General features: G+C 66.1%; 30 protein-coding genes. 18 read left to right on the top strand and 12 right to left on the bottom strand.

The window, feature by feature from the left end:
* The first annotated feature begins 2 nt into the window (after nucleotides 1–2).
* The 3 genes from msrA to AUL36_RS18180 all read left to right on the top strand — a co-directional run bounded on the left by msrA (nucleotide 3) and on the right by AUL36_RS18180 (nucleotide 3,003).
* Nucleotides 3–671, top strand: coding sequence for a peptide-methionine (S)-S-oxide reductase MsrA (gene msrA / locus AUL36_RS18190; protein WP_058636369.1), 669 nt, complete (start codon nucleotides 3–5; stop codon nucleotides 669–671).
* A gap of 256 nt (nucleotides 672–927) precedes the next feature.
* Nucleotides 928–1,926: a BMP family lipoprotein gene (locus AUL36_RS18185; protein ID WP_058636370.1), complete on the top strand. Its 999-nt coding sequence runs from the start codon at nucleotides 928–930 to the stop codon at nucleotides 1,924–1,926.
* 138 nt (nucleotides 1,927–2,064) lie between these two features.
* Nucleotides 2,065–3,003: a nucleoside hydrolase gene (locus tag AUL36_RS18180; RefSeq protein WP_062223035.1), complete on the top strand. Its 939-nt coding sequence runs from the start codon at nucleotides 2,065–2,067 to the stop codon at nucleotides 3,001–3,003.
* Between the two features lie 16 nt (nucleotides 3,004–3,019).
* Here the strand turns inward: AUL36_RS18180 and AUL36_RS18175 are convergent, their stop codons facing one another.
* Entirely contained in the window at nucleotides 3,020–3,229 is a 210-nt protein-coding gene (locus AUL36_RS18175; RefSeq protein ID WP_058602634.1) for a SlyX family protein, read from the bottom strand.
* Entirely contained in the window at nucleotides 3,226–3,678 is a 453-nt protein-coding gene (locus AUL36_RS18170) for an acyl-CoA thioesterase (RefSeq protein ID WP_062222971.1), read from the bottom strand. The genes AUL36_RS18175 and AUL36_RS18170 overlap by 4 nt, the downstream gene beginning before the upstream one ends.
* Before the next feature lie 162 nt (nucleotides 3,679–3,840).
* Here AUL36_RS18170 and AUL36_RS18165 point away from each other — a divergent pair, with 162 nt between their 5' ends.
* The 9 genes from AUL36_RS18165 to deoA are packed head-to-tail and all read left to right on the top strand — an operon-like array spanning nucleotide 3,841 to nucleotide 12,115.
* Nucleotides 3,841–5,370 (top strand): ABC transporter ATP-binding protein, encoded by a 1,530-nt coding sequence (locus AUL36_RS18165; protein WP_062222969.1) that lies wholly within the window; start codon nucleotides 3,841–3,843, stop codon nucleotides 5,368–5,370.
* Entirely contained in the window at nucleotides 5,367–6,314 is a 948-nt protein-coding gene (locus tag AUL36_RS18160; protein WP_062222967.1) for a GIY-YIG nuclease family protein, read from the top strand. Before AUL36_RS18165 ends, AUL36_RS18160 begins: the two co-directional genes overlap by 4 nt.
* The gene (locus tag AUL36_RS18155; RefSeq protein ID WP_062222965.1) at nucleotides 6,311–6,760 is read left to right on the top strand and encodes a VOC family protein; all 450 of its coding nucleotides are present in this window, start codon (nucleotides 6,311–6,313) and stop codon (nucleotides 6,758–6,760) included. The genes AUL36_RS18160 and AUL36_RS18155 overlap by 4 nt, the downstream gene beginning before the upstream one ends.
* Nucleotides 6,757–7,893 carry an ABC transporter permease gene (locus AUL36_RS18150; protein WP_062222963.1) on the top strand — a complete coding sequence of 379 codons (1,137 nt, stop codon included), beginning with the start codon at nucleotides 6,757–6,759 and terminating at the stop codon, nucleotides 7,891–7,893. The genes AUL36_RS18155 and AUL36_RS18150 overlap by 4 nt, the downstream gene beginning before the upstream one ends.
* On the top strand, nucleotides 7,893–8,861 hold the full coding sequence (locus AUL36_RS18145; protein WP_062222961.1) for an ABC transporter permease: 969 nt from the start codon (nucleotides 7,893–7,895) through the stop codon (nucleotides 8,859–8,861). The genes AUL36_RS18150 and AUL36_RS18145 overlap by 1 nt, the downstream gene beginning before the upstream one ends.
* Nucleotides 8,861–9,256, top strand: coding sequence for a cytidine deaminase (locus AUL36_RS18140; RefSeq protein ID WP_062222959.1), 396 nt, complete (start codon nucleotides 8,861–8,863; stop codon nucleotides 9,254–9,256). The genes AUL36_RS18145 and AUL36_RS18140 overlap by 1 nt, the downstream gene beginning before the upstream one ends.
* Complete coding sequence (locus tag AUL36_RS18135) at nucleotides 9,253–10,053, top strand: purine-nucleoside phosphorylase (protein ID WP_062222957.1); 801 nt, start codon at nucleotides 9,253–9,255, stop codon at nucleotides 10,051–10,053. Before AUL36_RS18140 ends, AUL36_RS18135 begins: the two co-directional genes overlap by 4 nt.
* Nucleotides 10,050–10,805, top strand: coding sequence for a deoxyribose-phosphate aldolase (gene deoC / locus AUL36_RS18130; RefSeq protein WP_062222955.1), 756 nt, complete (start codon nucleotides 10,050–10,052; stop codon nucleotides 10,803–10,805). Before AUL36_RS18135 ends, deoC begins: the two co-directional genes overlap by 4 nt.
* A complete protein-coding gene (deoA, locus tag AUL36_RS18125) occupies nucleotides 10,805–12,115 on the top strand; it encodes a thymidine phosphorylase (RefSeq protein WP_062222953.1) in 1,311 nt (436 codons plus the stop codon). The genes deoC and deoA overlap by 1 nt, the downstream gene beginning before the upstream one ends.
* Before the next feature lie 78 nt (nucleotides 12,116–12,193).
* Here deoA and AUL36_RS18120 read toward each other — a convergent pair whose 3' ends face one another.
* The 4 genes from AUL36_RS18120 to AUL36_RS18105 all read right to left on the bottom strand — a co-directional run bounded on the left by AUL36_RS18120 (nucleotide 12,194) and on the right by AUL36_RS18105 (nucleotide 14,906).
* The gene (locus AUL36_RS18120) at nucleotides 12,194–12,724 is read right to left on the bottom strand and encodes a retropepsin-like aspartic protease family protein (protein ID WP_062222951.1); all 531 of its coding nucleotides are present in this window, start codon (nucleotides 12,722–12,724) and stop codon (nucleotides 12,194–12,196) included.
* Nucleotides 12,725–13,137: 413 nt separating this feature from the next.
* Entirely contained in the window at nucleotides 13,138–13,338 is a 201-nt protein-coding gene (locus tag AUL36_RS18115; protein ID WP_062222949.1) for a hypothetical protein, read from the bottom strand.
* 2 nt (nucleotides 13,339–13,340) lie between these two features.
* Nucleotides 13,341–13,529: a hypothetical protein gene (locus AUL36_RS18110; RefSeq protein WP_058636944.1), complete on the bottom strand. Its 189-nt coding sequence runs from the start codon at nucleotides 13,527–13,529 to the stop codon at nucleotides 13,341–13,343.
* 87 nt (nucleotides 13,530–13,616) lie between these two features.
* Nucleotides 13,617–14,906 carry a cytochrome-c peroxidase gene (locus AUL36_RS18105; RefSeq protein WP_062222947.1) on the bottom strand — a complete coding sequence of 430 codons (1,290 nt, stop codon included), beginning with the start codon at nucleotides 14,904–14,906 and terminating at the stop codon, nucleotides 13,617–13,619.
* 310 nt (nucleotides 14,907–15,216) lie between these two features.
* Between AUL36_RS18105 and AUL36_RS18100 the strand changes: the two genes are divergently transcribed.
* Entirely contained in the window at nucleotides 15,217–16,761 is a 1,545-nt protein-coding gene (locus AUL36_RS18100; RefSeq protein WP_062222945.1) for an acid phosphatase, read from the top strand.
* A 112-nt stretch (nucleotides 16,762–16,873) separates the two neighbouring features.
* Here AUL36_RS18100 and upp read toward each other — a convergent pair whose 3' ends face one another.
* The 6 genes from upp to AUL36_RS18070 all read right to left on the bottom strand — a co-directional run bounded on the left by upp (nucleotide 16,874) and on the right by AUL36_RS18070 (nucleotide 21,493).
* A complete protein-coding gene (gene upp / locus AUL36_RS18095) occupies nucleotides 16,874–17,503 on the bottom strand; it encodes a uracil phosphoribosyltransferase (RefSeq protein ID WP_058600977.1) in 630 nt (209 codons plus the stop codon).
* 38 nt (nucleotides 17,504–17,541) lie between these two features.
* Complete coding sequence (add, locus tag AUL36_RS18090) at nucleotides 17,542–18,558, bottom strand: adenosine deaminase (RefSeq protein WP_062222943.1); 1,017 nt, start codon at nucleotides 18,556–18,558, stop codon at nucleotides 17,542–17,544.
* Nucleotides 18,555–19,748, bottom strand: a complete 1,194-nt coding sequence (locus AUL36_RS18085; RefSeq protein ID WP_062222941.1) for a phosphopentomutase — start codon at nucleotides 19,746–19,748, stop codon at nucleotides 18,555–18,557. Before AUL36_RS18085 ends, add begins: the two co-directional genes overlap by 4 nt.
* Before the next feature lie 107 nt (nucleotides 19,749–19,855).
* Entirely contained in the window at nucleotides 19,856–20,419 is a 564-nt protein-coding gene (locus tag AUL36_RS18080) for a TadE/TadG family type IV pilus assembly protein (RefSeq protein ID WP_082655923.1), read from the bottom strand.
* Entirely contained in the window at nucleotides 20,419–20,955 is a 537-nt protein-coding gene (locus AUL36_RS18075) for a TadE/TadG family type IV pilus assembly protein (protein WP_062233905.1), read from the bottom strand. Before AUL36_RS18075 ends, AUL36_RS18080 begins: the two co-directional genes overlap by 1 nt.
* A 76-nt stretch (nucleotides 20,956–21,031) precedes the next feature.
* Nucleotides 21,032–21,493: a pilus assembly protein N-terminal domain-containing protein gene (locus tag AUL36_RS18070; RefSeq protein WP_062223034.1), complete on the bottom strand. Its 462-nt coding sequence runs from the start codon at nucleotides 21,491–21,493 to the stop codon at nucleotides 21,032–21,034.
* Between the two features lie 256 nt (nucleotides 21,494–21,749).
* On the opposite strand from AUL36_RS18070, the gene AUL36_RS18065 reads away from it, so the two are divergent.
* From AUL36_RS18065 to AUL36_RS18045, 5 genes are all read left to right on the top strand, one after another.
* On the top strand, nucleotides 21,750–21,926 hold the full coding sequence (locus tag AUL36_RS18065) for a Flp family type IVb pilin (protein WP_062222939.1): 177 nt from the start codon (nucleotides 21,750–21,752) through the stop codon (nucleotides 21,924–21,926).
* A 169-nt stretch (nucleotides 21,927–22,095) separates the two neighbouring features.
* On the top strand, nucleotides 22,096–22,602 hold the full coding sequence (locus AUL36_RS18060) for an A24 family peptidase (RefSeq protein WP_062222937.1): 507 nt from the start codon (nucleotides 22,096–22,098) through the stop codon (nucleotides 22,600–22,602).
* Nucleotides 22,603–22,713: 111 nt separating this feature from the next.
* Complete coding sequence (gene cpaB, locus AUL36_RS18055; protein WP_058600984.1) at nucleotides 22,714–23,550, top strand: Flp pilus assembly protein CpaB; 837 nt, start codon at nucleotides 22,714–22,716, stop codon at nucleotides 23,548–23,550.
* 3 nt (nucleotides 23,551–23,553) lie between these two features.
* Complete coding sequence (locus tag AUL36_RS18050) at nucleotides 23,554–25,152, top strand: type II and III secretion system protein family protein (protein WP_062222935.1); 1,599 nt, start codon at nucleotides 23,554–23,556, stop codon at nucleotides 25,150–25,152.
* Nucleotides 25,149–25,838 carry a CpaD family pilus assembly protein gene (locus AUL36_RS18045; RefSeq protein ID WP_062222933.1) on the top strand — a complete coding sequence of 230 codons (690 nt, stop codon included), beginning with the start codon at nucleotides 25,149–25,151 and terminating at the stop codon, nucleotides 25,836–25,838. Before AUL36_RS18050 ends, AUL36_RS18045 begins: the two co-directional genes overlap by 4 nt.
* The last annotated feature ends 8 nt before the right edge of the window (nucleotides 25,839–25,846 follow it).

Genomic DNA, 25,846 nt, shown 5'->3' with positions numbered 1-25,846 from the left:
TCATGTTCGGATTGAACTTCCTGAAAAAGACGCAGCTGCCCTCCAGCGCCGATGCCCTGCCGGGCCGCGAGCAGCCGATCCCCACCGCCCAGACGCATTTCGTCAACGGCGCGCCGCTGAAGGCTCCGTTCGGCGATGGCGTCGAGACGGCGATTTTCGGCCTTGGCTGTTTCTGGGGCGCGGAGCGCAAGTTCTGGCAGGTGCCGGGCGTCGTCTCGACGGCGGTCGGCTATGCCGCCGGCATCACGCCCAACCCGACCTATGAGGAGGTCTGTTCCGGCCTGACGGGGCATAATGAGGTGGTGCTCGTCGCCTATGATCCCTCGCGCGTGTCCTACGAGGAACTGCTGCGCGTCTTCTTCGAGGCGCACAATCCGACGCAGGGGATGCGCCAGGGCAATGATGTCGGCACACAGTATCGCTCCGGCATCTATGTCACCAGCGAAGCCCAGCGCGAGGCGGCCGAGCGCGCGAAGGAGGCCTATGGCGACGCCCTGCGCCAGGCCGGGCACCGCGACCCGATCACGACGGAAATCCTCGACGCGCCGGAGTTCTACTACGCCGAGACCTACCATCAACAATATCTCGCCAAGAACCCGCGCGGCTATTGCGGTCTGGGTGGGACGGGCGTGAGCTGCCCCGTTGGTCTGGGCGCTGTTGCCGCCGAGTAAGGCAGTCAGCTTCCCAAACAGGCAAGTGGGCGGGATGCTCGAGGCAGCGCCCTCCCGCCGCTTCCCCTTCCGTCTAGGGAAGGTGCAAAGCCGCGTGGATTCACGGCGTTGCGTTGAGGATAACAGCGAATTTTAGGTGCGCGCGCGGGCGCTTCGTGCCAGTTTCCGCAATCGGAAGAGTCCGGCGGCCACAAGCCGGGCCAAAGCCGAGCGAGGCCACGCGCCTCGCCCCAGCAACAGGGATTGCGCGAAACCCATGAAGTCCATCCTCGCCGGCCTCTTCGCCGCCTGCCTCGCCTCCGTCGCCGGCCCCGCGCTCGCGGCCGACCTCAAGCCCGCCGTCATTTTCGACCTCGGCGGCAAGTTCGACAAGTCCTTCAACGAGGCCGCCTTCAATGGCGCCGAGCGGTTCAAGGCGGAGTCGGGCACGCCCTATCGCGAGTTCGAGATGCAGAACGAGACGCAGCGCGAGCAGGTGCTGCGCCGTTTCGCGCGCGACGGAAATTCGCCCATCATCGCGGTCGGCTTCGCGCAGCAGGCGGCCGTGACGAATGTCGCAAAGGAATATCCGAACCTCCAGTTCGCCATCATCGACACGGTCGTGGATCTGCCGAACGTGCGCTCCATCCTCTTCAAGGAAGAGGAAGGCTCCTATCTCGTCGGTATGCTCGCAGCCATGAAGTCGCAGACCGGCACGGTCGGCTTCGTCGGCGGCATGGACATTCCGCTGATCCGCAACTTCGCCTGCGGCTACAAGGGCGGTGTCATGGCGGCCAAGAAGGACGCCAAATATCTGGAAAACATGACGGGTACCACGGCCGCCGCCTGGAACGACCCGGTGCGCGGCGGCGAACTCGCCCGCTCGCAGATGTCGCAGGGCGCGGACGTGATCTTCCACGCTGCTGGCGCGACCGGCATCGGCGTGCTCCAGGCCGCGGCGGATGCCGGCAAGTTCGGCATCGGCGTCGACTCCAACCAGAACATGCTGCATCCCGGCCATGTGCTCACCTCCATGGTGAAGCGCGTCGACAACGCCGTGTACCAGACCTTCGAAGACGCCAAGAAGGGCGAGTTCAAGGGCGGCACGGTGACGCTCGGCCTCAAGGAGGATGGCGTCGGCTATGCCGTGGACGACAACAACAAGGCGCTGCTGACGCCCGAGATGACGGCGGCCGTCGAGAAGGCCAAGGCCGACATCATCGCTGGCACGATCAAGGTCCACAATTACAACACGGACAACACCTGCCCTTATTGAGGTAAGGCTTCTGACGGTGTCGGGCGGCCCGGAACCGAGAGGTTCCGGGCCGTTTTCGTTGGAGGTGGCCGCCTTCTGGCCAAGCGGGAGGCGGAGTGTTAGACGCCCGCCCGAATGCGGATGAAAAAGGAGCGCGCCATGCGCAAGGTGATTTTCGACACCGATCCGGGGCAGGACGATGCGGTGGCCATTCTCGCCGCGCTGGGCTCGCCGGACGAGATCGAGGTGCTCGGCATCTCGGCGGTCGCCGGCAACATCCCTCTGCATCACACGGTCAACAACGCGCTGCGCCTCGTCGAACTCGCCGGGCGGCCGGATATTCCGGTCTATGCCGGGGCCGATCGTCCTTTCGCCCATCGCCTCGTCACGGCCGAGCATGTGCACGGTGTGACCGGGCTCGACGGGCCGGATCTGCCCCAGCCCGTGACGAAGCCCCGCGAGGGCCATTCGGTGGATTTCATCATCGACACGGTGCGCCGCCTACCGGACAAGACCGTGACGATCGCCGCCCTCGGCCCGCTCACCAATATCGCGCTGGCCTTCCTCAAGGCGCCCGACATCATCGAGCGGCTTCAGGGCGTCGTCCTGATGGGCGGGGCCTATTTCGAGGTCGGCAACATCACGCCGACCGCCGAGTTCAATATCTATGTGGACCCGGACGCGGCCGGGATCGTGTTCCGCTCGGGTGCGGACATCACGGTCCTGCCGCTGGACGTGACGCATCAGATGCATTCGACGCCGCCGCGCATCGAGGCTTTCCGGCAGATCGGCAACAAGGCGGGCGCGGCGGTGGCCGCCATGCTCACCTTCTCCGAGACCTATGATCTCAAGAAATATGGCTGGAACGGCGCGCCGCTGCACGATCCTTGCGTCACGGCCTTTCTTCTGCGGCCGGACCTGTTCGAGGGCCGGCGGGTGAATGTCGAGGTCGAGACCGGCAGCGCGCTGACGCGCGGCATGACGGTGGTGGACTTCTGGCGCGTGACCGACCGCCAGCCCAACGCCTTCTATGTGCGCTCGGGCGATGCGGACCGTTTCTTCGCACTTCTCACCGAGCGCGTGGCGCGCCTGCCCTGACGGGCTCGCGCGGTCCTCAATAATGCGGCGGCTTGGTGATCTCGGGCCGGGGCGTCGCAACCTCTTCCAGCGCCAGGAAGCGCTCGGCCAGCGCCTTCATCGTCTTGCGGAGCCGGTCGAGCTCCGCGCCCTGCCGCGCCATCTCGCCGGACAGCTCCTCGATCGTGCGGTTCTGATGGGCGATCTGGATTTCCAGCTCGACCAGCCGTTCCTCCGATCCGCTCATCGCACGATCCTTTCCAGAACCGTCCGCAACTGGTCGGGCAGGGGCGTGGGGCGGCGCGTCGCCGCGCTCACATGCACATGGACGAAGATGCCTTCGGCGGACGCCACGTCCTCGTCATTGCGAAACAGCGCGATGTCATAGGCGATGGACGAGGTGCCGAGCCGCGAGATCGCAAGGCCCACCGTCACCTGATCGGGGAAGCCGATTTCCGAGAGATAGCGGCAGCCCGTTTCGGCGACGAAAAGCAGCGTCTCGCCGGGCGTCGTCGGCAGGCCCTGCTGCAGGAGCCAGGTCGTCACCGCCGTGTCGAAGAAGGTGTAATAGGCCGCGTTGTTCATGTGCCCGTAGGCGTCATTGTCCGACCAGCGGGTCGTGACCGGCACGAAGGCGCCGAAGTCCGCGCGGCGGCGGGGCTGGGGGCGGGACGGGGTCGGGTTGGGCGAGGACATGGGCGGCGGCTGGCTCCGGCAAAGTGTCCGAAGGAGGTGGCCTGCAATGGCCCGGGGTTCAAGCCGTTTTTGCTCCACGCCTCGTTGCGTCGCCCCGCTGGCAATCAGGCGCGCCCGCCTTTAAGCTTGCGCGCAACAGGAATTTCGAGATCCGGGAACGGCATGGCGCCAGCGATCGAACTGATCGGTATTTCCAAGAGCTTCGGCCCCGTGAAGGCCAATCGCGACATCAACATGCGCGTGGAAAAAGGCACGATCCACGGCATCGTCGGCGAAAACGGCGCGGGAAAGTCCACGCTCATGTCGATCCTCTACGGTTTCTATCAGGCCGACGAGGGCGAGATTCGCGTCAACGGCGCGCCGGTTTCCATCCCCGACTCGAATGCCGCGATCGCGGCCGGCATCGGCATGGTGCATCAGCATTTCATGCTGGTGGAGAATTTCACGGTCGTGGAAAACGTCATGCTCGGCGCCGAGCAGTCGGGCCTCCTGTCGCCCGGCATTCGCCGCGTGCGGGCCGAGCTTCTCCGTCTGGAGCGCGAGCATGGGCTGGCGATCGATCCGGACGCTGTGGTGGAAACACTGCCCGTCGGGCTTCAGCAGCGCGTCGAGATTTTGAAGGCGCTTTACCGCGGCGCGGAAATCCTGATCCTCGACGAACCGACCGGCGTGCTGACGCCCGCCGAGGCCGACCAGCTCTTTTCCGTGCTCCGCCACCTGCGCGACGAGGGAAAGACCGTCATCCTGATCACGCACAAGCTGCGCGAGATCTTGGCCGTCACCGACAATGTCTCCGTCATGCGGCGCGGCGAGATCGTCGCGACGGTCAAGACATCAGAGACCAGCGCGGCGGAACTCGCCGAACTCATGGTCGGTCGGCGCGTGCTCTTGCGCGTCGAAAAGGGCGAGGCCGCGCCGAAGGCTCCGCTTCTCGAAGTGCGCAACCTCACCGTGCGGGACGGGCGCGGCGTCACCATGGTGGACGACGTGTCGTTCAGCCTGCGCGCGGGCGAGATCGTCGGCATCGCGGGCGTGGCGGGCAACGGCCAGTCGGAGCTTCTGGAAGCGCTGTCGGGCATTCGGGCGGCGGAAAGCGGCACGCTGCGGCTGAACGGGGAGGCGCTGGACCTGAAGCGCGACATGGACCCCGCCGGCCTTCGCGCGCGCGGGCTCGCCCATGTGCCGGAGGATCGGCACCATATGGGCCTCGTCCTGCCCTTCAAGGAATACGAGAACGCCATTCTCGGCTATCACCGCGACCCCGCCTATGCGAAGGGGCCGTTCTTGAGCGTTTCGGCCATGCGCGCGGAAGCGAAGGAAAAGATCGCGGCCTACGACATTCGCCCGCCCTCGGCCGATCTGAAGACCGCCAATTTCTCCGGCGGCAACCAGCAGAAGGTCGTTCTGGCGCGTGAGATGGAGCGCGACCCCGCCGTGCTTCTCATCGGCCAGCCGACGCGCGGCGTCGATGTCGGCGCCATCGAATTCATCCACAAGCGCATCATCGAGATGCGCGACGCCGGCAAGGCGGTTCTGCTCGTTTCCGTCGAACTCGACGAAATCCGCGCCCTGTCCGACCGCATCCTCGTGATGTGCGCGGGCCGCGTCGTCGGCGAGCGCAGCCCCGACACGTCCGAAGGCGAACTCGGCCTGATGATGGCCGGCGAAACGGCGGCGGAGGCGGCGGAGTGAACGCTTTGCCTTCGGATGTAATCGGCCAGTCGATCAAGTTGTTCTTGGTCGATGGTTCACCGAACGGCCTTGTCGTGGCCAGTATACCGAATTGGACCGGTTCGGTTGTGGTTGCTTCCAATCTCGATCTGCCGCGCTTGATGGAGCGACCGGAGGCAGATCGGGCCGGTTGCTACATACTGCAATCGGATCCGGACGCAGAAGAAGCCTTACCAACGGCCTATATCGGGCAGGCCCGAAAACTCAGCACCCGTCTGACGAAACATCAACGCGAGAAGGACTGGTGGGTTCGCGTTGCGATTATCTCCACCTCCGATTTCAGCTTCACTTCGGCTCATTACATGGCGCTCGAATCGAAGATGATCCAACTTGCAAAGCAGGGGGGGCACGTCGCGCTCGACAATGGGAATTCTCCCGACGAAGCCGCCGGTGTTCTGGGCGAAGCTGATCTTGTGGACGTTTCGAAGTTTCTGAGTCAGCTTTGTATTCTCTTGCCAGTTCTGGGTTTCAACGCCTTGCGTCCGCCGGTGTCTGCGAAAATGGCGACCAGTTCTTCAGAGGCCGACCTTCGTGAGAGGTTTGAATTGAGCCATCCTACGGGGGCTGCTGCACAAGCTGTAATTGTCGACGGGAACTTCATTGTTCTCGCCGGGTCCAGCGCGAATGCACATAAAGAATTTGCGCATAACAATTATCGGCATCTTCGCGATAAGCTCATCGCCGAGGGCGTTATGATCCCGAGCGAAGATGCTCGCCTTCTGACATTTGCAAGAGATTTTGCGTTTAGAAGCCCGAGCGCTGCCGCCGCCGTCATTTTGAATCGTCAAGCTAACGGACCGCGCGATTGGCGCGCCGAAAGCGACAATTCCACTCTGAGTGAATGGCTGGCTCGGCGCGATAAGGCTGCCAATCCCGATCGCGAAGAGCAGGAGGCGGCGGAATGAGGGACGCGCGCGTCACGCTCGTCACCTTGGGCGTCACCGACCTCGCCCGCGCCGCCCGCTTTTACGAGACGCTCGGCTGGGTGAGGACGGATCAGGGCAACGACAAGGTGATCTTCCTGCAAGGGGAGGGGCTGGTTCTCTCGCTCTTCGGATTGCAGGATCTCGCCGACGACGCGTCGCTGCCGCTGGAAGCGCTGCCGCGTTTTCGGGGCATGACGCTGGCGATCAACCTGTCCAGCGAGGCCGAGACCGACCGGCTCTTCGCGCTCGCCTGCGAGGCCGGCGGCGTGCCCGTGAAGGCCCCGCAAAAGGTCTTCTGGGGCGGATATTCCGGCTATTTCGCCGATCCCGACGGGCATCTCTGGGAGATCGCCCACAATCCCTTCTTCGCGCTCGACGCCGCCGGGCGGCTCGACCTTCTGAATCAGCCGAAGGACCCGGCATGAGCCGACCCTATACCAAGCTTCCCGCCTGGATCGACCATGGCGTCATTCCGCTCGTCAATGTCGTGGTGGCCTTTCTGGTCGCCGGGCTCGTGGTTCTGGCCGTGGGAGAAAGTCCGGTCGAGGCCGCGCGTCTCATGCTGCGCGGGGCCTTCGGCTATGGCGAGGGCTTCGGCTTCACGCTCTACTACACGACCAACTTCATCCTGACGGGCCTTGCCGTCGCGGTCGCCTTTCACGGCGGCCTGTTCAATATCGGCGGCGAGGGGCAGGCCTATGTGGGTGGCCTTGGCGTCGCCTTGGTGGCGCTGAATCTGGGCACCGTCCTGCCCTGGTGGGTGAACCTGCCCTTGGCGGTGGTCGCGGCCGGCGCGTTCGGCGCGGCCTGGGCGTTCCTGCCGGGCTATCTTCAGGCCAAACGCGGCAGCCATGTCGTCATCACGACGATCATGTTCAACTTCATCGCCTCGGCGCTGATGGTCTATCTCCTTGTCGGCCCCTTGCGCCCGCTCGGTACGATGCAGCCCGAAACGCGCCAGTTCGATGCCGGCGGGCAATTGCCCAAGCTCGGCGGCTTGTTCGAGAGTCTGGGCATGAGCCTTGGCGGCGCGCCCCTGAACATGACCTTCTTCGTCGCGCTTGCGGCTGCGCTCTTCGTCTGGGTGCTGATCTGGCGCACGCGGCTCGGCTACGAAATCCGAACGCTCGGCTTCTCGCCCGCCGCCGCGCGCTATGCCGGCATGAAGGAAACGCGCCTCGTCGTGACCATCATGCTGATCTCCGGCGCGCTCGCCGGCATCATGGCGCTGAACTCGGTGATGGGCGATCAGTACCGGCTTCAGCTCAACTTCCCCGCCGGGGCCGGGTTCGTGGGCATCGCCGTCGCGCTCATGGGCCGGGGCCATCCGCTCGGCATCCTGCCGGCCGCGCTTCTCTTCGGCGTCCTCTACCAAGGCGGGGCGGAACTCGCCTTCGATATGCCCTCGATCTCGCGCGACATGATCGTCATCATCCAGGGCCTCGTGATCCTCTTTGCTGGCGCGCTCGAAAACATGCTGCGGCCGGGCGTCGGCCGGCTCTACGGCTTCGTGCGTCTGCCGCTGACGAGATCCGTGCCCGCCGAGGAGGCCCGCTGATGGATATGCTCGGCCTTCTCAATCTCCTGGATTCCACCATCCGCCTCTCGACGCCGCTTCTCTTCGCGGCGCTGGCCGGCCTTTATTCCGAGCGCTCGGGCGTCTTCGACATCGGGCTGGAGGGCAAGATGCTGGCGGCGGCCTTTGCCTCCGCCGCCGTCGCGGCGCTGTCGCAGAATGCCTTCGCGGGCCTCGCGGCCGGCATCGGTGTCGCCGTCGTCTTCTCGCTGGTGCATGGCTTGGCCTCGATCACCTATCGCGGCAACCAGATCGTCTCGGGTGTGGCGCTGAACTTCATCGCCTCGGGCCTGACCATCATTCTCGGCGCAGCCTGGTTCGGGCAGGGCGGCAACACACCGACGCTCAGCCAGAGCGGGCGCTTCCTCGACATCACGCTGCCGGGCGCTGAGGCGGTGCGGGACGTGCCGGTTCTGGGCTTTGTCTATTCCGGCCTTCTGTCGGGGCAGAATCTTCTCGTCTATCTCGCCTTTCTCGCCGTGCCCTTCACCTGGTGGGTTCTGTACCGCACGCGCTTCGGCCTGCGCCTGCGCGCGGTCGGCGAAAATCCGGGCGCGGTGGATACGGCAGGCATCTCCGTCACATGGCTGCGCTACCGCGCCGTGATCATCTGCGGTGTGCTCACCGGCATGGCGGGCACCTATCTCGCCATCGCCCAGTCGGCGGGCTTTGCGCGCGAGATGACGGCGGGGCGCGGTTATATCGCGCTGGCGGCCCTGATCTTCGCCAATTGGAAGCCGGTGCCCGTCATGTTCGCCTGCCTTCTGTTCGGCTTTCTGGACGCGGCCTCGATCCGCCTTCAGACGACGGAACTGCCTCTCATCGGCCAGATCCCGCCGCAGCTTGTCCAGGCGCTGCCCTATATCCTGACCGTGATCCTGCTCGCCGGCTTCGTCGGCAAGTCGCACCCGCCCAAAGCCGGCGGCGTGCCCTATGTGAAAGAGCGCTGATGTCGGAAGACCTGTTCCTCAAGGCGCGCTCGGCCATGAAGAAGTGCCACGCGCCCTATTCCAACTTTCCCGTCGGCGCGGCCCTGCGCACCGAAGACGGGCGCATCTATAGCGGCTGCAATATCGAGGTCGTGAGCTTTCCCGAAGGCTGGTGCGCCGAGACGACGGCCATCGCCCATATGGTGATGGATGGCGGCGGCAAGATCGCCGAGATCGCGGTCGTCGCCGAGCGGCTGCGCGCCTGCTCGCCCTGCGGGGGCTGTCGCCAGCGCATCGCGGAGTTCGCCAGCGCCGAGACGCGCGTGTTCCTGTGCGACGCCGTTGAGGGCGTGGTGGAAACCATGCTGATGGGCGAACTTCTGCCCAAGGCCTTTCCGACGGATGCCGTCTCGTGAACGCGGCCGGCGAAGCTCTGCGCGAGCGGCTCGGCGCGCGTCGGCCGCGCGTCGCGCTGGTGCTCGGCTCCGGCCTCGGCGCGCTCGTGCGCGAGGTCGAGGACGCCCATCACATTCCCTATCGCGATCTGCCGGGCTTTCCCGTCTCGGCCGTGTCGGGCCATGCGGGCGAGGTGGTCTCGGGCTGGCTGGCGGGCGTCGATGTCCTGATCCTGTCGGGCCGCATTCATTACTACGAGGCGGGTAACGCGGCGGCCATGCGCCCCGCGCTGGAAGCCTTGAAGGCGGTCGGCGTCGAGATCCTGTGCCTCACCAACGCCGCCGGTTCGGTGAACCCCGCGATCGCGCCCGGCGAGGTCATGCTGATCGACGATCACATCGCCTTTTCCGGGGCCAATCCGCTGATCGGGGAGCCGACCGACGCCCGCTTCGTCGGGATGACCTCGGCCTATGATCCGCAGCTGCGCGAGGCCATGCTGCGCGGTGCGATCAAAGCGCAGGAGGCGCTGCATCGCGGCGTCTATATGTGGTTCTCCGGCCCGTCCTTCGAGACCCCGGCCGAAATCCGCATGGCGCGGGTTCTGGGCGCGGATGCGGTCGGCATGTCCACCGTACCGGAAACGATCCTCGGGCGCTTTCTGGGCTTGCGCGTCGTCGGCGCCTCCGTCGTCACCAATTTCGGCGCGGGCATGACGGGCGCGGAACTCAGCCACACCGAAACCAAGGACATGGCGCCGGTCGGCGGCGCCAAGCTCGCCCGCATCCTTGCCCACGCCCTGCCGGAGTTCGCCCTATGAGTGATCGCGCTGACGACGCACGCCGGCTGATCGCCTCTCTCGACCTCACCAATCTCAACGAGACCTGCACGCCGGCCGATATCGACGCGCTGGTGAAGCGCGCTCAGACGCCCGAAGGCGAGGTCGCGGCCATCTGCATTTGGCCGCGCTTCGTGGCGCAGGCGCGGGCCATTCTGCCCGAGACCATCCATCTCGCGACGGTCGTGAATTTTCCGGCCGGGGGCGAGGACGTGGAGGCCACCGTCCGGGAAACGAAGCAGGCCGTGGCCGATGGCGCGGACGAGATCGACCTCGTGATCGCCTATCGCCGTGTCGCCGCCGATGCCGGCTTCGTGGAGGCTCAGGTCCGCGCGGTGAAGGCGGCGGCCGGTTCGGCGCGGTTGAAGGCCATCCTGGAAACGGGGGAGCTTACCGACCCCGACCTGATCCTCTCGGCCTCAGAGGCAGCGCTGCGGGGCGGAGCGGATTTCCTGAAGACCTCGACCGGCAAGGTGCCCGTCAGCGCAACGCCCGAGGCCGCCCGTATCCTGCTTCAGGTCATCGCGAATGGCGGCGGCGCGGTCGGTTTCAAGCCGTCCGGCGGCATCAAGACCTACGAGGACGCCAAGCTCTATCGCGACATGGCCGAGGAGGTCTGCGGCGCGGGCTGGCCGACGCCCGAACGCTTCCGGCTCGGCGCGTCCGGCGTTCTGACCGACCTTCTGGCGGTTGCCGGCGGGGCCGGGCGGGGCGGCGAGACGAGCGGCTATTGATGCGCCTGCCTGCCGAGATCATCCGCGCCAAGCGCGACGGGCTGGCGCTGGGCGGAGCCGAGATCGCGGATTTCGTGCGCGGCGTCAGCGAGGGCGCGATCCCCGATGTGCAGATCGCCGCGCTCTGCATGGCAATCTTCCTGCGCGGGATGGATCGCGGTGAGACGGTGGCGCTCACGCTCGCCATGCGCGATTCCGGCGATGTGTTCGACTGGCGCTTTCTAGAGCGCCCGGTCGCCGACAAGCATTCCACCGGCGGCGTCGGCGACAATGTCTCGCTGATGCTGGCACCCATTCTCGCCGCCTGCGGCGCGGCGGTGCCGATGATCTCCGGCCGAGGCCTTGGCCATACCGGCGGCACGCTGGACAAGCTGGAAGCCATTCCGGGCTACACGGTCACGCCCGAGCCCGAGCGCTTCCGCGCCGTGGTCAGCCAAGTCGGCTGCGCCATCGTCGGGCAGACGGCGCGCCTTGCCCCCGCGGACGGGCGGATCTATGCCGTGCGCGATACGACGGCCAGTGTGGAATCGACACCGCTCATCGTCGCCTCCATCCTGTCGAAAAAGCTTGCGGCCGGCCTCCAGAGCCTCGTTCTCGACGTGAAGACGGGCTCGGGGGCCTTCATGGCGGATGAGGCGGATGCGCGCGCGCTTGCCCGCGCGCTGGTGGATGTCGCCAACGGGGCTAGCCTGCCCTGCAGCGCGCTGCTCACCGATATGAGCCAGCCGCTGGCAGCGGAAGCCGGCAATGCGCTGGAAGTGGCCAACGCCGTTCGTTTCCTGAAGGGCGAAAGCGCCGGCACGCGGCTGCATCGGATCACGTTGGCGCTGTGCGCCGAAGCGCTGGTCCAGGCGGGGCTCGCCGGAAACGCCGATGAAGGCGAGGCCTTAGCCGCGCGCGCGCTGGAAAGCGGCGTGGCGCTGGAGCATTTCGGCGCGATGGTCGCCGGGCTCGGCGGTCCCGTCGATTTCGTGGAGCGCATGGACGCCTACCTGCCAGCCGCGCCCGTGGTGCGCCCCGTCGCCGCGCCTTCGGCCGGCATCGTGGCTAACATGGACACGCGCGCGCTGGGGTTGGCCGTGGTGCAATTCGGCGGCGGGCGCAGCGTGCCGGGCGAGGCGATCGACCCCTCGGTCGGCCTGTCAGCCATCGCGCCGCTCGGGACGTCTGTCGCGCTAGGCGATCCACTGGGCTTCGTTCATGCCCGAAGCGAAGCAGAAGCCGAGCGCGGGGTGGCGCAGGTTCTCGCTGGTATCACGCTGGCCGAGACGGCTCCTGAAAGCCGCGATGTGATCGACCGGATCGGATAAGCCGTCCCTGCGATGGGGCGCAATGGGTGCCGGAAGCCTGGGCCTCGCGCGACCTATGGCTCGGCCGGCCCGTCGTCCTCAGGGCACCAGCGTCAGCGTATTGCCGCTCGCCGAAAAGCTCTTCAGGCGCTTGAGGAAGCTCATCCCGAGAAGGGTGGTGGACAGCGCCTCGCCCTTGGCCACCATGACATCGACATCACGCACCTCCACCGAGCCGATGGCGATGCGTCTTGCCTTGGCGAGCGCGACGGGCATGGGGCCGTTGGCGGTCTGGGCCACGCCGGTGAAGGCTTCGGGGGACACGTTGATGCCGAGTCGGCGCGCCGTGCGCTCGTTGACCGCCACATAGGTCGCGCCCGTGTCGATCAGCACGGGTTCAATGCGCCCCTCGAAGCGCGCCTCCGTGCGGAAATGCCCGTCCGCGTCGGCGCGCAGCTGAAGGCCGCGACCGCTCGCCGGCGCTGGCAGCTTGGCTTCCACCACCTTGGCCGGCGGGGTCAACTGCTCGGCCTCGCCCGTTTGCAGCGTCGCGCGATAGCGCTCGAACACCGATGGAAAGGCCATGGCGACGATCGAGGCGAAGACGGCAAAGCCGAGAAGCCGGGTCATGCTCAAGTTCCCTGGGCAGCGAGCGGAGGCCGATTGAGGAAGCTTGGCGGCAAATGGTGAACGAAGGCTTGGGGAATGCCTCGTCGGACACCTTATGGTTAGGGATCAATGGGGCGTCGGGCTTCGATTTTCGCTGACGGCTCCTTGGCTCGCCGAAGCAATGCGGCTCGGACGCTCGGGTTGGGAAACGCGCCGGCCTTCGCGCCGACGATCTCAGGGCCTGTCGGGCCACTTATCGGGCCGGGACGGCGTGAGATGTGTCGTCGGCGTGAAGCGCCCAAGGAAGACGATACGTGGGCCAGGTCCAGCCTCGGCCACGAGACGGCGGGCGGACAGGGCAACCCGGCCGAGATATTCAACAAGGAGAAAGGCCCGCCGTGAAACGGGCCTTTCCTGAGTTCCGACGCATCCGCCTATTTCAGGTTCGCGTCATGCGTATGGTGGGTGTCCTGCTCGCCGCCACCGCCCGAGACTTGCGCGCGGGGGCCGTTGGTCGGCTCGCCCGGCTTGGGGCCGCGACCTTCAGTCGGGTCCGCCCGGTCGGGCGCCTGATGGCTGGAGCCGGGGCCGCCATGATGGCGGTTCGCGCTTTCCGTCTTCGATGAGCTGGACATGGCTAGCGGTCCTGCTGATGACCCTGATGGGTCGTGTTCTGGTGGATATTGCCTTGCCGGCCCTGCGTGTCGAGATTGCCGGGGGAGGCCTGAGCGCCTTTGGCGACGGCATCAGCCTTGTGGGTCTCGTGGTCGCCCGGTCCTTTCGGGCTCAGATTCTCGGCCGGGATCGGCGGGGATTTGGAGGACATGCGATCGCTCCTTCTCGTTGTTCGAAAAGGTTAATCCCGTTCTCCCCCCATGGGTTCCGCGCCTTTCGCCGGGCAAGGAATTGGGCGTCAGGGCCGGGGCGCATCCGTCTTGGGCGCGAGGTCCGCGTCCGTCAGCGTCTTCAGGAAGGCCACGACATCGTCGATCTCGCTCTCGCTCAAGGCCGGCGCGCCGCCCGGCTTGCGGCCGAAGGGCGGCTCCTGGTTCACATTGGCGCGCGCGGCCTCGGGCAGGTCGTCATAGGTTCGGGCGGTGCCGTCGGCCTTGTGCCCGTACCAGCGGCCGGGGTCGGTGTCGCGCGTGGCATAGAAGGCCACCGCATCGCGCAGCGAATGGAACACGCCATTGTGGAAGAAGCTCGTGCGCAGGGCGACATTGCGCAAGGAGGGCGTGCGGAACAGGCCGCAATAATCGGTGTGATCCTTGAGATCGGTGCGATAGGGGCCGCACAGGCCGAGGTCGAAATAGTGGGGATCGCGATTGGCCGGGATCGCTTCGTTGCGCGGCGGCGCGATGGCGAGAAAACCGAAGTCGGAGAATTGCGGCGGCTCGCCGTCATTGGCGCGTTCGCTCACATGGCAGCTCGAACAGTTGCCCTTGTCCTCCGCCTGGAACAGGGCGAGCCCGCGTTTTTCCTGGTCCGTGAGATCGCCCTTGCCGGCGAGATAGGCGTCGTAGCGGCTGGAATAGGGATAGAACTCGGCCGGGTTCTGCTCGAAGGCGGCGAGCGCCTTGCCGGCCGCGTGCAGCGCATCCTCGGGCCGCTCGAAAATATCGCCCCCGAACAGGCGCTTCAGCTCGGGCGCATAGGGCGCTGCGGCGAGCGAGCGGGTGAGGCTCGCCGCATCCGCATTGGCCATTTCGAAGGGTGAGAGAAGCGGGATCGCCGATTGCGCCGCGCCGCCGTCCACGCGCCCGTCCCAAGTGAGGCCGCCGGTCGGGCCATTGTCCACGCTCTCGTCGGCCTCGTCGTCGGATTCGAAATAATGCTGGGTAAAGGGGGGAACGGCCTGCAGATAGCGCAGCGACGGCACGGCCCGGACACCCGGTCGGTCCAGCGCCGGCCCGCCCATCATCACGGGGTCGGCCGAGGCCGGGCCGAAAGCATGGGCCGGGTCGTGGCAGGTCGAGCAGGCTTGGCGGCCGGACGCCGAGAGGGACGGGTCGAAGAACATCTCTTGCCCGAGCGCCCGGAGTGCATCGGCCCGCGCAAAGGCCTGCACACGGCTCATCGGCGCGGCATCGGGACGCGGCGGCCCGCCGGCCTGAACCAGCGCGGGCAGGAAGGGCGCGCCAAAGGCGGTGAGCGTCAGGCCCAGCAGGGCAGCAAGGCGCAGACGAAGGGGCTGCGGGGTCATATCGGCGACTCTTCACATCGACAGGGCGAACCTCGCGCACCCAGCAGCACGCGAAGCGGCGGGCTTGGCCGCGGCGGATCGTCCAGACAACTCGCAGGCAACAGCGATTCGGCGCGCTTGGCGCTCGCTCCTATCGGCGTGGTTCGTGACATCTCGATGAATTCCAGCGTCGATTTAATTTTCACGCAAATGTGAAACTGTCACGAACCTGTCAGAACTCGGGCCTAGAGCGGCGGCGCGAACCCTCCCGCTGGAGGGCCGTGCCGTTCGCCGCCTTCCCTTGCGGCCGGCCTCTTTCGAAGGGCTCTTGATGATGAAGCTTTCCCAGCTTTCTCGCCGTCTTCTGGCGGGCGCATCCGCCGCGCTCGTGCTCGCGCCGAGCATCGCATCCGCCGCGCCGGCGGGGCTCGACAAGATCGACACCGTGGTCGTGATCTATGCCGAGAACCGCAGCTTCGATAATCTCTATGGCGCCTTCCCCGGCGCGGACGGTATCGCGCAGGCCTCCGCCGAATCCAAGCTCCAGCTCGACCGCGACGGCAAGCCACTCAGCGAATTGCCGCCGGTTTGGGAAGGTCTTACGGCCAAGGGCGTGACCCCGGTCATCACGGAAACGCAGACCGAGCACCTGCCGAACGCGCCTTTCGCTTTGGACGATCCCAAAGGCTTCGACCTGTCGCTCGGCGCCGTCACACGCGATCTCTGGCACCGCTTCTATCAGGAGCAGATGCAGATCGACGGCGGCAAGAACGACAAGTTCGCGGCATGGGCCGATTCCGGCGCGCTGGTCATGAGCCATTTCGACGGCTCGAAAATGCCCATGTGGAAGGTCGCGCAGAAATACGTTCTGGCCGACCACTTCTTCCAGGCGGGCTTCGGCGGCTCGTTCTTCAACCATTTCCAGCTCGCCTGCGCCTGCGCGCCGGTTTATCCCGACGCCGACAAGAGCCCGGCCAAGGATCTGATCGCGGCGGTGGATGGCGACGGCAAGACGCTGACGCTCGCGGCCAACTCCCCGGCTTCGGCGCTGGAGGGCATGCCGAAATTCGAGAAGGACGGCAATCTGACGCCGGACTTCTACGCCGTGAATACGATGCAGCCGCCCTATCAGCCGAGCGCCAACGCCCCGGCCGAGGGTGGCGACAAGGCCTATGCGGACCCGGCCAAGCCCACGACCCTGCCGCCGCAGCATGAGGCGACGATCGGCGATCTCCTGTCGCAGAAGGGGATCGGCTGGGCCTGGTATGCCGGCGCCTGGCAGGACACGCTGGACGGCAAGAACGCCCGGCCCGTGCCGAACTTCCAGTTCCACCACCAGCCCTTCAACTATTTCGCGGCCTATGCGCCGGGCACGCCCGCGCGCGCCGAGCATCTGAAGGACGGCGGAATGGCCGGGGCGAAGTTCATCGCCGATATCGACGCGGGCCATCTGCCCGCCGTCTCCTTCTACAAGCCGCAGGGCAATCTGAACGAGCACAATGGCTATACGGACGTGGCGAGCGGCGACGAGCACATCGCCGACGTGATCGCCCATCTCGAAAAGAGCCCGCAATGGGGGCACATGCTCGTCGTCGTCACCTATGACGAGAACGGCGGCTTGTGGGATCATGTCGCCCCGCCCAAGGCCGACCGCTGGGGTCCGGGCAACCGCATCCCCGCCATCATCGTCTCGCCCTTCGCGCGCAAGGGCACGGTGGACCACACGCAGTACGACACGACCTCGATCCTGCGCTTCATCACCGAGCGCTACGACCTGCCGGTTCTTCCCGGTCTCGTGCTGCGCGACAAGGCGCTGGCGGAGAACCACGAGAAGCCTATGGGCGATCTGACGGCGGCGCTCGACCTGTCGAAGTGAGCGGGGAGGCCTCCAGGCCTCTTCCTCATGAAACGCGAAACGGCCCGGATGGCGCGCTCGCCGTCCGGGCCGTTCTCATCCATCGCTCCGCGCTTCTGTTGCGCGGCGCGGCTTATTTCGTGCCGTACATGCGGTCGCCCGCGTCGCCCAGACCTGGCATGATGTAGCCCTTCTCGTTCAGCCCCTCGTCGATCGAGGCGGTGAAGACGGGAATGTCGGGATGGGCGGCGCGGAAGCGCTGGATGCCTTCGGGCGCGGCGAGAAGACACAGGAAGCGGATGTTCTTGGCACCGCGCTCCTTCAGCTTTTCCATGGCGGCGGTGGCGGAATTGGCCGTCGCCAGCATCGGGTCCACCACGATGATCAGGCGGTTGGCGAGGTCTTCGGGCGCCTTGAAGTAATATTCCACGGGTTGGAGCGTATCGTGGTCGCGGTACATGCCGATATGGGCGACGCGCGCGGCCGGCACGAGATCCAGCATCCCTTCCAAGAGCCCGTTGCCGGCGCGCAGGATGGAAGCGAAGACCAGCTTCTTGCCTTCCAGGATCGGCGCGTCCATCTCGCGCATCGGCGTTTCGATGCGGGTCGTGGTCAGGTCGAGATCGCGTGTCACCTCGTAGCACAGAAGCGTCGAAATTTCCCGCAGGAGCCGGCGGAAGCTCGCCGTCGAGGTCTCCTTTTTGCGCATCAGGGTGAGCTTGTGCTGCACGAGCGGATGGTCGATGACGGTGACGCCGTCCATGCGGGAACCTCTTCTGGTCGTTCGTTCGTATGACAGGTCTATTGCGTTGCGGCCGGCGCGCCAAGCAGGAGCGCGCGCATGGTCAACAGGGACAGGAGGCGCTGGCGCGTCGCCGCGTCCATGAAACCGGCCTCGATGGCGTTGCGCGTCAGCGCCAGCCGTTCGGACGGACCGAAGCCCGCCGCTGCGGCAAAGATATATTCGCGGGCGAGATCGGTGCCGAAAAAGGGCGGATCGTCGGAATTCACGGTCAGGCGCAGCCCGGCCTCGCGCAGGCGCTTCAGCGGATGAGCCGCGGCGTCGGGATAGACACCGAGCGAGAGGTTCGAGCCGGGGCAGACTTCCAGCGTGATCGCCTCGTCGCGCAGGCGCTTCAGGAGGTCCGCGTCCTCGATCGACCGCACGCCATGTCCGATCCGCGTGACCTTCAGCTCATCCAGCGTCTCGCTGATGCCATCGGCCCCCGCGAACTCGCCGGCATGGGCGGTGAGGCCGAGCCCCGCCTCGGCGGCGATGCGAAAGGCGCGGGCGAAGTCGCGCGGGCGGTGAAGCCGCTCGTCGCCGGCCATGCCGAAGCCCGTGACGCCAGGCGCGCCGGCGGCAAAGCGCGCGGCTTCCTCCACCGCCTCGGGGCCGAGATGGCGCACGCCGACCACGAGGAAACGGCAGACGATGCCGCTCGCCTGTTCCGCGTCCTTTGCCCCTTGCGAAAGCGCGTTGAGATAGGTCTCAGGCGACAGGCCGCTCGCCCGCGCATGGTCGGGTGAAATCGTCAGCTCGCTATAGATCGCGCCGTCGGCGGCGATGCGCGTCAGATAATCATAGGCGAGACGGCGATAATCCTCCGGCCGACGCAGAAGCGCCGCCGCCCGGTCATACGCCGCGAGAAAGCCGGAAAAGCCCTCCCAGCGATAGGTCTCGCCTTCCGCGAAGCTGCCGAGATCCACGCCCTCGCGCCGCGCCAGTTCGCGCGCGAAGGCGGGCTCCAGCGTGCCCTCGACATGGGCGTGAAGCTCGGCCAGCGGAAAACGGGCGTCGGTGGAGGAGGCGATCACAGGAAGCTCCTTCCATGCGCGCCGGCCGGCAGGCCGAGATGGGCGGCGACGCTTTCGCCGATATCGGCAAAGCTCGGTCGAAGGCCGATGGCGCGGGGCTCCATGCCCGGCCCGAAGCCGAGAATCGGCACATGCTCACGCGTGTGGTCGGTGCCGGGATAGGTCGGGTCGCAGCCGTGGTCGGCGGTGAGGATCGCGAGATCGCCCGGCCGCAGCAGGGCTTCGAGTTCCGGCAGGCGCGCGTCGAACTCTTCGAGGGCTTTCGCATAGCCCGGCACGTCGCGTCGATGGCCGTAGATCATGTCGAAATCCACGAAATTGGCGAAGACGAGATCGCCATCCCCCGCGTCGTGAACCGCGCCGAGCATGGCGTCGAACAGCGCCATGTTGCCGTCGCCCTTGCGCACCTCGCTGATGCCCTGATGGGCGAAGATGTCGCCGATCTTGCCGATGCCGATGACGCGGCGGCCGGCGGCCACGGCACGGTCGAGCACGGTGGCTTCCGGGGGCGGCACGGAATAATCGCGCCGGTTGGCCGTGCGGCGGAAGCTGTCCGCTGTTTCTCCGGTGAAGGGCCTGGCGATGACGCGGCCGATATTGAGCGGATCGACATGGCGGCGGGCCGCGATGCAAAGCTCGTACAGACGGTCGAGGCCGAAATGGGTCTCGTGCGCGGCGATCTGCAACACACTGTCGCTGGATGTGTAGAAGATCGGCTTGCCCGAGCGGATGCTCTCCTCGCCGAAGCGCTCGATGATCTCCGTGCCCGAAGCATGGCAATCGCCCAGAATTCCGGGAATGCCCGTATCGTCCTGGATTGCCGCGATCAGCTCGGGCGGGAAGCAGGGGACCGTGCGCGGGAAATAGCCCCAGTCGAACAGGACAGGGACGCCCGCGATCTCCCAATGGCCCGATGGCGTGTCCTTGCCCCGGCTGATCTCGGCCGCCGAACCCCAGAGCCCGGCGGGCTCGCCGCCATGCCCGCGACCGGCCGCATGGAAAAGCCCGAGCCGCTCCATGTTGGGCAGGCGCAGCGGCCCGGCGCGCTGGCCCGTTCGATCGGCCTCCCCGCGCTCGGCGGCTTCCCGGATATGGCCGAACGTGTCGGCGCCCTCGTCACCGAAGGCGCTCGCGTCGCCGGCTTGGCCGATGCCGAAGGAATCCAGAACGATCAGAACGGCGCGGGTCATGAACCAAGTCTCCTTGCCCGTCTTGTGCCATGGCGCGGCCGGCGACGAAAGACGAAGGGAAGGGGCGCATCGCAGACCTCTCCTGTCTTAGCGTTTGCAGGCGATCCTCAGGAGCAGTCCGAGCACTGGATGCCGGCGTTGCCGCTTGTGTTGCGTGGTGCGAAATAGGCGGATTTGCTCATCTCGATCCCATGCGTGAAGCCGAAACCGCCGAGCGGCGTGTAAAGATAGCTGGCTTCCACCACAACGAAGCTGCGCGACGGCTGGTTGGCGAGCGAGTCCGGCAGGATAAACTCCGTGCCCTTGCGCCGTGCCACCGCGCCGTTGACCGCGCTCGACCAATCCACCACCGCCTTGCCCTTGGCGTCGATCAGGATCGAACTCAAGACGATCTTGACCTTCGCGGCGTCCAGCGGCTGCATCAGCGCGCGGGCGATGTCGAGTTCGGCCGTGAGGTCCGCCTTGGTGGTGGCGGAATCCTGCGCGATGAGATCGGCCGTCGCGTTGGCGGTAGACTGGAGCTTGCGATGGGCGGTGATCGCCAGCGCCACATCCGACGCGCCTATGTAAAGGAGCAACATCACCGGGACGATCACGGCGAACTCGACCGCCGCGATGCCCTGCCTGTTTCGGTGAAACCGGGCCAAAAGGTCTATTGCCGTACCGCCCATCAATAGGGCTCCGTGCGAAAGGCGGAGACGCTGGCGAGCATCACCGTGCGATCGGCGTCGGATAGAAGATTCAAGACGTCACTCACGGGCGTCCACGGATAATACACGCGCAGGGCCATGATCGTCTTGGCCGAACCTTGCTGAGTCTGCGTGCCATTCCGTTCGCTTTCGGCCGGTTGCGAGAGGTCCACATCCTTGAACGACGAGTAAGTTCGGAGGTCGATCGTCAATTTGTCGCACGACAAGAAGACCTCGACCCGTTCGCAGATGATCTTGCGGAAGGTTTCCGGTTTCAGATCGTCGGCGTCGAGTTGCCCCGTTCGAACCAGTCGCGACACCTGATCGACCCCGCCGTCCAGTGTCAGTTGCGACATGAACAGGAGGCCCGTTTCCACCGTTGCGAAGACCACGAACAGGAACGGAATCACTAGAAGCGCAAACTCGATGGCGGTTGCGCCCGAATTGTCCCGAGAAGGACGCCGTGCCCAGACACCTCGGCGGCTTCGGGCTCTTTCGCCGGGCAGCCTGGCTTTCATCCTCGTCTCCCTTCACGCCGCATGGCGCGGGGGTATAGGGGTGATAGAAGGCTTGAGAAGCCGTTAACTCGGGTGATCACTGGCCGGTGGTGATCATGCCCTCGTGACTCTTGAACTGGGCGAGCGCGCGGCTGAAATTGTCGTCCTCGTCGCCCACCGTCACTTTCGGCTCGCAGCGCGGCGAGCAGGAGAAGGTGGAGCGGGCCGCCTGCCGGTAGATGCGCACGGAACGGTCTTCCCGGCTCGTGACGGTGACATCGTCGTCCAGCACCACGTCGCCCGCAGGGCCGAGCACCACGACATTCGTCACGCCATAGGAGCGGCCCGTCAGCACCAGCGTTTCGGCATCATGCACGGTCACGTCCACGATGGACGGATTGCCGATGATGATCGTGCCGGCCGCGCGCGGGATTTTCAGGATACGCGCGTGGTCCACCGCGACGTCGAGGCCGCCCACGCTTTCGGCCATGGCGGCAGGCGCGCTCGCAGCCAGGACGGCGAGGGTCAGGACGATCGACAAGGGGGCGGACCGGCGCATGAACACGCGAACTCCATCAGGCTCGGGCTAGTGTCGCCCTTGCGCCCGATCATGTGGCGGCAAGGTTAAGAACAGGTTTCGGTTCGATTCCCCCCTTGTTTACCACTTCGTGATCGGCCGGCATTTTTAGTGATCGTTAAGTACGCTCCTTAACCTAAGGGAAATCCTGAGGGGCTTAGTTTGGGCTTAACCGAACGACGAGGCTGGGCCGGGTCGTCGGGATGAGACCATAACAGCTCCTCAGGGGACCTCATTCATGATGAAGCTTTTCGCTCGCTTCCAGAAGAACGAATCCGGCGCCACGGCCATCGAGTACGGCCTTCTGGCGGCGCTGATCGGCGTGGGCATCATTGCCGGTGCGTCGACTCTGGGCAACAATTTGAACACCAAGTTCAGCAACATCGGCACGAAGATCGGCACGACCGTTCCCTGATCTGAGTCAGGCTGACGAACTCGGACTTTGAGCTGCGCCGGACGGGCTTGGGTGCCCGCCCGGCGCGCTGCTATCGGGAATTTTGACGTTTTCCATGCAGGGATGTCCCTTCTCCGGTTGATGAAGCATCCCTCCGACATCGAATGCACCGGCCCATGCGGGAGGCGACATGCTCGCGACGATCTGCTGCCTGATCTTTGCCGGCGCGCTGCTGCTGGCCGTCGTCACCGATCTCGCCAGCATGACGATCCCGAACCGCCTCGTGGGTGCGGTCGCGCTCTCCTTTTTCGTTTACGCTCTGAGCGCTGGTTGGCCTTGGGCTTCCGTCGGCTGGCATCTGGCGACAGGTTGCGCCATCCTGTGCCTGACCTTTGCCGCCTTCGCTTGCGGGTGGATGGGGGGAGGGGACGCGAAGCTGATCGCGGCGAGCGCCCTCTGGTTCGGCCCGACCTCCGCGTTCTGGGACTATCTGTTTCTGGCCAGCCTGTTCGGCGGCGTTTTGACGTTGGCGATCCTGACGCTGCGCGCGTGTCTGCGTCCCACCACAGGCAACGCCTCGATCGACCGGCTGCTGGATGCCGGTTCGGGCGTCCCTTATGGCGTGGCGCTGGGGCCTGCCGGCCTTCTCGTGCTTGCGCGCTTTCCCGAGATGCAATCTCTTCTGGCGCTGATGTGACGTCGCGAAAGCCGGCGGTGTTTCCGGCTTGTTAACCATGTCTTGAGAGTTTTCCGTCGATAAAGGCTTAACGAGCGGACATCCGGCTCGGAGCACGATCGGGGGAACGCAATGCGTGGGACGCGTCTGGCGATTTTTGGCGTGGCAGGGGCTGCTGCGGCCGGCGCCGGCCTCATTGCCGTCAATCTCACGGCGCCCACCGCCGCACCCGAGACCGTGGTGATCACGGCTCAGCCGGCCGAGCCTCCGATCAAGCTGGTGGAGGTTCTCGCTGCCTCGCGCAACATCGCCATGGGCGAGCGCGTGGATGGCGCGCTGGAATGGGTTCAATGGCCTGAAACCGCGCTGTCGGAAGGGCTTCTTCGCCGCGACAGCAGCCCCAATGCCCTGGAGGAGTCCAAGGGCTCCATCGCCCGGCAGGCCTTCTTCACCGGCGAGCCCATCCGGGATGCCAAGCTGATCAAGAGCGATCGCGGGTTCATGTCGGCCATCCTGCCGGAGGGCAAGCGCGCCATCGCCGTGCAGATCGCCGCCGACACCTCGGCCGGCGGCTTCATCCTGCCGAACGACCATGTGGACGTGATCATGGCGCGCGAGAAGACGACGCCGGGCGCGGCCTCCCAGCCCCAGACGAGCGTCGAGACCACGACGATCCTGAAGAACCTGCGCGTCCTCGCGATCGACCAGACGATCGAGGAAAAGGACGGAACGCGGGTCGTGGTCGGCTCCACGGCAACGCTGGAAGTCGATCCGCAACAGGCCGAAGCCCTGACGGCAGCCAGCCGGATGAGCGATCGTCTCATCCTGTCGCTGCGCGCGCTGGCCGATTCCGTTCCCGGCTCGCCCGGCTATGCCCGCTTCCTGCTGGAGCAGGAGCAGGCTCCGCAGAAAACGCAGATCCGCGTGGTGCGCTACGGCAAGACCACCGACATCACGACGAGGAACTGACGGATGTCGCTTTCCTTCCGCCGATCCCATTCGCGCCGGATCGCCGCTCTCCTGCAAGCTTCGCTGGCCGTCCTGCCTCTCGTGCCGCTGCCGGCGCTGGCCGACAGTGCCGTAATCGCCATCAACCGCCCGCAGCAGACGATCAGCCTCGGCCTCGACAAGTCCAAGGTGATCGACCTGCCGCGCGACGCGCACGACATCGTCGTGTCGAATCCGGCGGTGGCCGACGCCGTGACGCGCACGGCCCGGCGCATCTATATTTTCGGCAAGCAGATCGGCCAGACGAACATCTTCGTCTTCGACGCCAATGGGCGCGAGATCGCGGTTCTCGATCTGCGCATCGAGCGTGACATCTCGGCGCTCGCCTCCACCATCAAGCGCTTCATCCCGACCGCCGAGGTGCGGGCCGAGATGCTGAACGACAACGTGATCCTGACCGGCACGGTCGAGAACGCGCAGGATGCCCAGCGCGCGGTCGATCTGGCGAACATTTTCGTCACGGGCGGCGAGGCGACCACCGGCCAATATATCAAGACGGCGACCAGCGGAGCCTCGGCGGCTGGCGGCGGCGGGGTGGCGATCGGCGGCGTGTCGCAGGCGCAGGAACGCCGCCAGAGCAGTCAGATCGTCAACATGCTGCAAATCCAGGGCGAGGATCAGGTCACGCTGAAAGTGACCGTCGCCGAGGTGCAGCGCTCCGTGGTCAAGCAGCTCGGCATCGACGGCACGGGCACCTCCTCGCTCGACGGAATGCTCTTCTCCTCCGTCAGCGACAATCCGTTCGGCCTCGGCAAGGCGATCTCCTCGGCGGGCGCGGCGATTGCCAATGGCGGCAACAGCCCCAACGGCATCTCCGCCCAGCTTCGCGCCATGGAGCAGGCGGGCGTGATGCGAACGCTGGCCGAGCCGAGCCTCACGGCCATCTCGGGCGAAAGCGCCTCGTTCAAGGTCGGTGGCGAATTCACCGTTGCCAGCGGCAAGTCGGAAACGCCGGCCAAGCGCACGCCGATCTTGAACGCCAATGGCGGGATCATCGGCTACGACGAAACCCCGGCCAGCGTCGAGTACCAGCACAAGGACATCGACTACGGGATCGGGCTCGACTTCACGCCGGTGGTCCTGTCGCCGGGGCGCATCAGCCTGAAGATCCGAACGGCGGTGTCCGAGCCCACCTTTGAGTCGCCCTATGCGATTCCGGGCGGCATCGCGCCGGGCGTCAACCTCGTGGGCATTCGCAAGCGCCTCGCCGACACCACGGTCGAGCTGCCCTCCGGCGGCTCGCTGGTGATCGCGGGCCTCGTGCGCGACGAGATGCGTCAGGTCATCTCGGGCTTTCCCGGTCTGTCCAAGCTTCCGATCCTCGGCACCCTGTTCCGCTCGCGCGACTTCCAGCGCTACGAGACCGAACTCGTGGTGATCGTGACGCCCTATCTGGTGCGCCCGGTCGCGCGCCAGCAACTGGCCCGGCCGGACGACAATCTGAACTTCTCCTCGGACGGCGCTTCCAACTTCCTTGGCCGCGTGAACCGCGTCTATGGCGCCGCAGACACCCGTCTTCCCCCCGGCCGCTACCACGGCAACGTCGGATACATCTACAAATGACCGCGCGCCGCAGCCTTTCCCCCCGCCGTTTCCTGCCCCTTGTCGCCCTGTCGCTTCTGGCTGGCTGCGCCAACCAGCATGTGGAGGTCGGCGCCGTTCCCGACGATTATCGCACCCGGCACCCGATCACGGTGCGCGAGGCGACGGAGGATCTGGAACTGTTCGTCGCCTCGTCGGACACGCGACTGACCCATCCCGACCTGACGCGCGTCGAAAGCTTCGGCACCCGCTTTCGCCGGGCGCGGGCTTCGGTCCTGCGCGTTGGTGTGCCGTCGGGCGCGCGCAACGAGGCGGCCGCCCGGCTGGTCGCCGACGACGTGACGCGGGTGCTTCGCCAGATCGGCGTGCCGCGCCAGCGCATTCTGGTCACGTCATACCCCGCGCACGGCGTCGCCGACGTGCCGCCGCTGCTTTTGTCCTTCAACGGGATGGTGGCCGAGGTCGCGCCCTGCGGACGCTGGCCGGACGACCTCGCCGACACGAGCGAGAACCGCAACTATCAGAATTTCGGCTGCGCCACGCAGAGCAATCTGGCCGCCCAGATCGCCGATCCGCGCGATCTTCTGGGGCCCCGCGGCGAAAGCGAGATCGATGCCGAGCGCCGCTCGGTGGTGATCGAGAAGTATCGCCAAGGGCAACGGACGGCCTCCGAGCCGCCTCGCCAATCGTCCGATTACAATTGGTAGGCCACACG

Origin of the sequence: Aureimonas sp. D3, assembly GCF_001463805.1 — a bacterium.
GTDB classification, from domain to species: Bacteria; Pseudomonadota; Alphaproteobacteria; order Rhizobiales; family Rhizobiaceae; genus Aureimonas; species Aureimonas ureilytica_A.
This window is presented reverse-complemented; position numbering and strand designations above follow the sequence as displayed.

What these genes read in the sequence shown, in the direction of transcription:
- msrA (WP_058636369.1), top strand. Translation starts at nt 3, where the DNA reads ATGTTCGGATTGAACTTCCTGAAAAAGACGCAGCTGCCCTCCAGCGCC.
- AUL36_RS18185 (WP_058636370.1), top strand. Translation starts at nt 928, where the DNA reads ATGAAGTCCATCCTCGCCGGCCTCTTCGCCGCCTGCCTCGCCTCCGTC.
- AUL36_RS18180 (WP_062223035.1), top strand. Translation starts at nt 2,065, where the DNA reads ATGCGCAAGGTGATTTTCGACACCGATCCGGGGCAGGACGATGCGGTG.
- AUL36_RS18175 (WP_058602634.1), bottom strand. Translation starts at nt 3,229, where the DNA reads ATGAGCGGATCGGAGGAACGGCTGGTCGAGCTGGAAATCCAGATCGCC.
- AUL36_RS18170 (WP_062222971.1), bottom strand. Translation starts at nt 3,678, where the DNA reads ATGTCCTCGCCCAACCCGACCCCGTCCCGCCCCCAGCCCCGCCGCCGC.
- AUL36_RS18165 (WP_062222969.1), top strand. Translation starts at nt 3,841, where the DNA reads ATGGCGCCAGCGATCGAACTGATCGGTATTTCCAAGAGCTTCGGCCCC.
- AUL36_RS18155 (WP_062222965.1), top strand. Translation starts at nt 6,311, where the DNA reads ATGAGGGACGCGCGCGTCACGCTCGTCACCTTGGGCGTCACCGACCTC.
- AUL36_RS18150 (WP_062222963.1), top strand. Translation starts at nt 6,757, where the DNA reads ATGAGCCGACCCTATACCAAGCTTCCCGCCTGGATCGACCATGGCGTC.
- AUL36_RS18145 (WP_062222961.1), top strand. Translation starts at nt 7,893, where the DNA reads ATGGATATGCTCGGCCTTCTCAATCTCCTGGATTCCACCATCCGCCTC.
- AUL36_RS18140 (WP_062222959.1), top strand. Translation starts at nt 8,861, where the DNA reads ATGTCGGAAGACCTGTTCCTCAAGGCGCGCTCGGCCATGAAGAAGTGC.
- deoC (WP_062222955.1), top strand. Translation starts at nt 10,050, where the DNA reads ATGAGTGATCGCGCTGACGACGCACGCCGGCTGATCGCCTCTCTCGAC.
- deoA (WP_062222953.1), top strand. Translation starts at nt 10,805, where the DNA reads ATGCGCCTGCCTGCCGAGATCATCCGCGCCAAGCGCGACGGGCTGGCG.
- AUL36_RS18120 (WP_062222951.1), bottom strand. Translation starts at nt 12,724, where the DNA reads ATGACCCGGCTTCTCGGCTTTGCCGTCTTCGCCTCGATCGTCGCCATG.
- AUL36_RS18115 (WP_062222949.1), bottom strand. Translation starts at nt 13,338, where the DNA reads ATGTCCAGCTCATCGAAGACGGAAAGCGCGAACCGCCATCATGGCGGC.
- AUL36_RS18110 (WP_058636944.1), bottom strand. Translation starts at nt 13,529, where the DNA reads ATGTCCTCCAAATCCCCGCCGATCCCGGCCGAGAATCTGAGCCCGAAA.
- AUL36_RS18105 (WP_062222947.1), bottom strand. Translation starts at nt 14,906, where the DNA reads ATGACCCCGCAGCCCCTTCGTCTGCGCCTTGCTGCCCTGCTGGGCCTG.
- AUL36_RS18100 (WP_062222945.1), top strand. Translation starts at nt 15,217, where the DNA reads ATGATGAAGCTTTCCCAGCTTTCTCGCCGTCTTCTGGCGGGCGCATCC.
- upp (WP_058600977.1), bottom strand. Translation starts at nt 17,503, where the DNA reads ATGGACGGCGTCACCGTCATCGACCATCCGCTCGTGCAGCACAAGCTC.
- AUL36_RS18085 (WP_062222941.1), bottom strand. Translation starts at nt 19,748, where the DNA reads ATGACCCGCGCCGTTCTGATCGTTCTGGATTCCTTCGGCATCGGCCAA.
- AUL36_RS18080 (WP_082655923.1), bottom strand. Translation starts at nt 20,419, where the DNA reads ATGGGCGGTACGGCAATAGACCTTTTGGCCCGGTTTCACCGAAACAGG.
- AUL36_RS18075 (WP_062233905.1), bottom strand. Translation starts at nt 20,955, where the DNA reads ATGAAAGCCAGGCTGCCCGGCGAAAGAGCCCGAAGCCGCCGAGGTGTC.
- AUL36_RS18070 (WP_062223034.1), bottom strand. Translation starts at nt 21,493, where the DNA reads ATGCGCCGGTCCGCCCCCTTGTCGATCGTCCTGACCCTCGCCGTCCTG.
- AUL36_RS18065 (WP_062222939.1), top strand. Translation starts at nt 21,750, where the DNA reads ATGATGAAGCTTTTCGCTCGCTTCCAGAAGAACGAATCCGGCGCCACG.
- AUL36_RS18060 (WP_062222937.1), top strand. Translation starts at nt 22,096, where the DNA reads ATGCTCGCGACGATCTGCTGCCTGATCTTTGCCGGCGCGCTGCTGCTG.
- cpaB (WP_058600984.1), top strand. Translation starts at nt 22,714, where the DNA reads ATGCGTGGGACGCGTCTGGCGATTTTTGGCGTGGCAGGGGCTGCTGCG.
- AUL36_RS18050 (WP_062222935.1), top strand. Translation starts at nt 23,554, where the DNA reads ATGTCGCTTTCCTTCCGCCGATCCCATTCGCGCCGGATCGCCGCTCTC.
- AUL36_RS18045 (WP_062222933.1), top strand. Translation starts at nt 25,149, where the DNA reads ATGACCGCGCGCCGCAGCCTTTCCCCCCGCCGTTTCCTGCCCCTTGTC.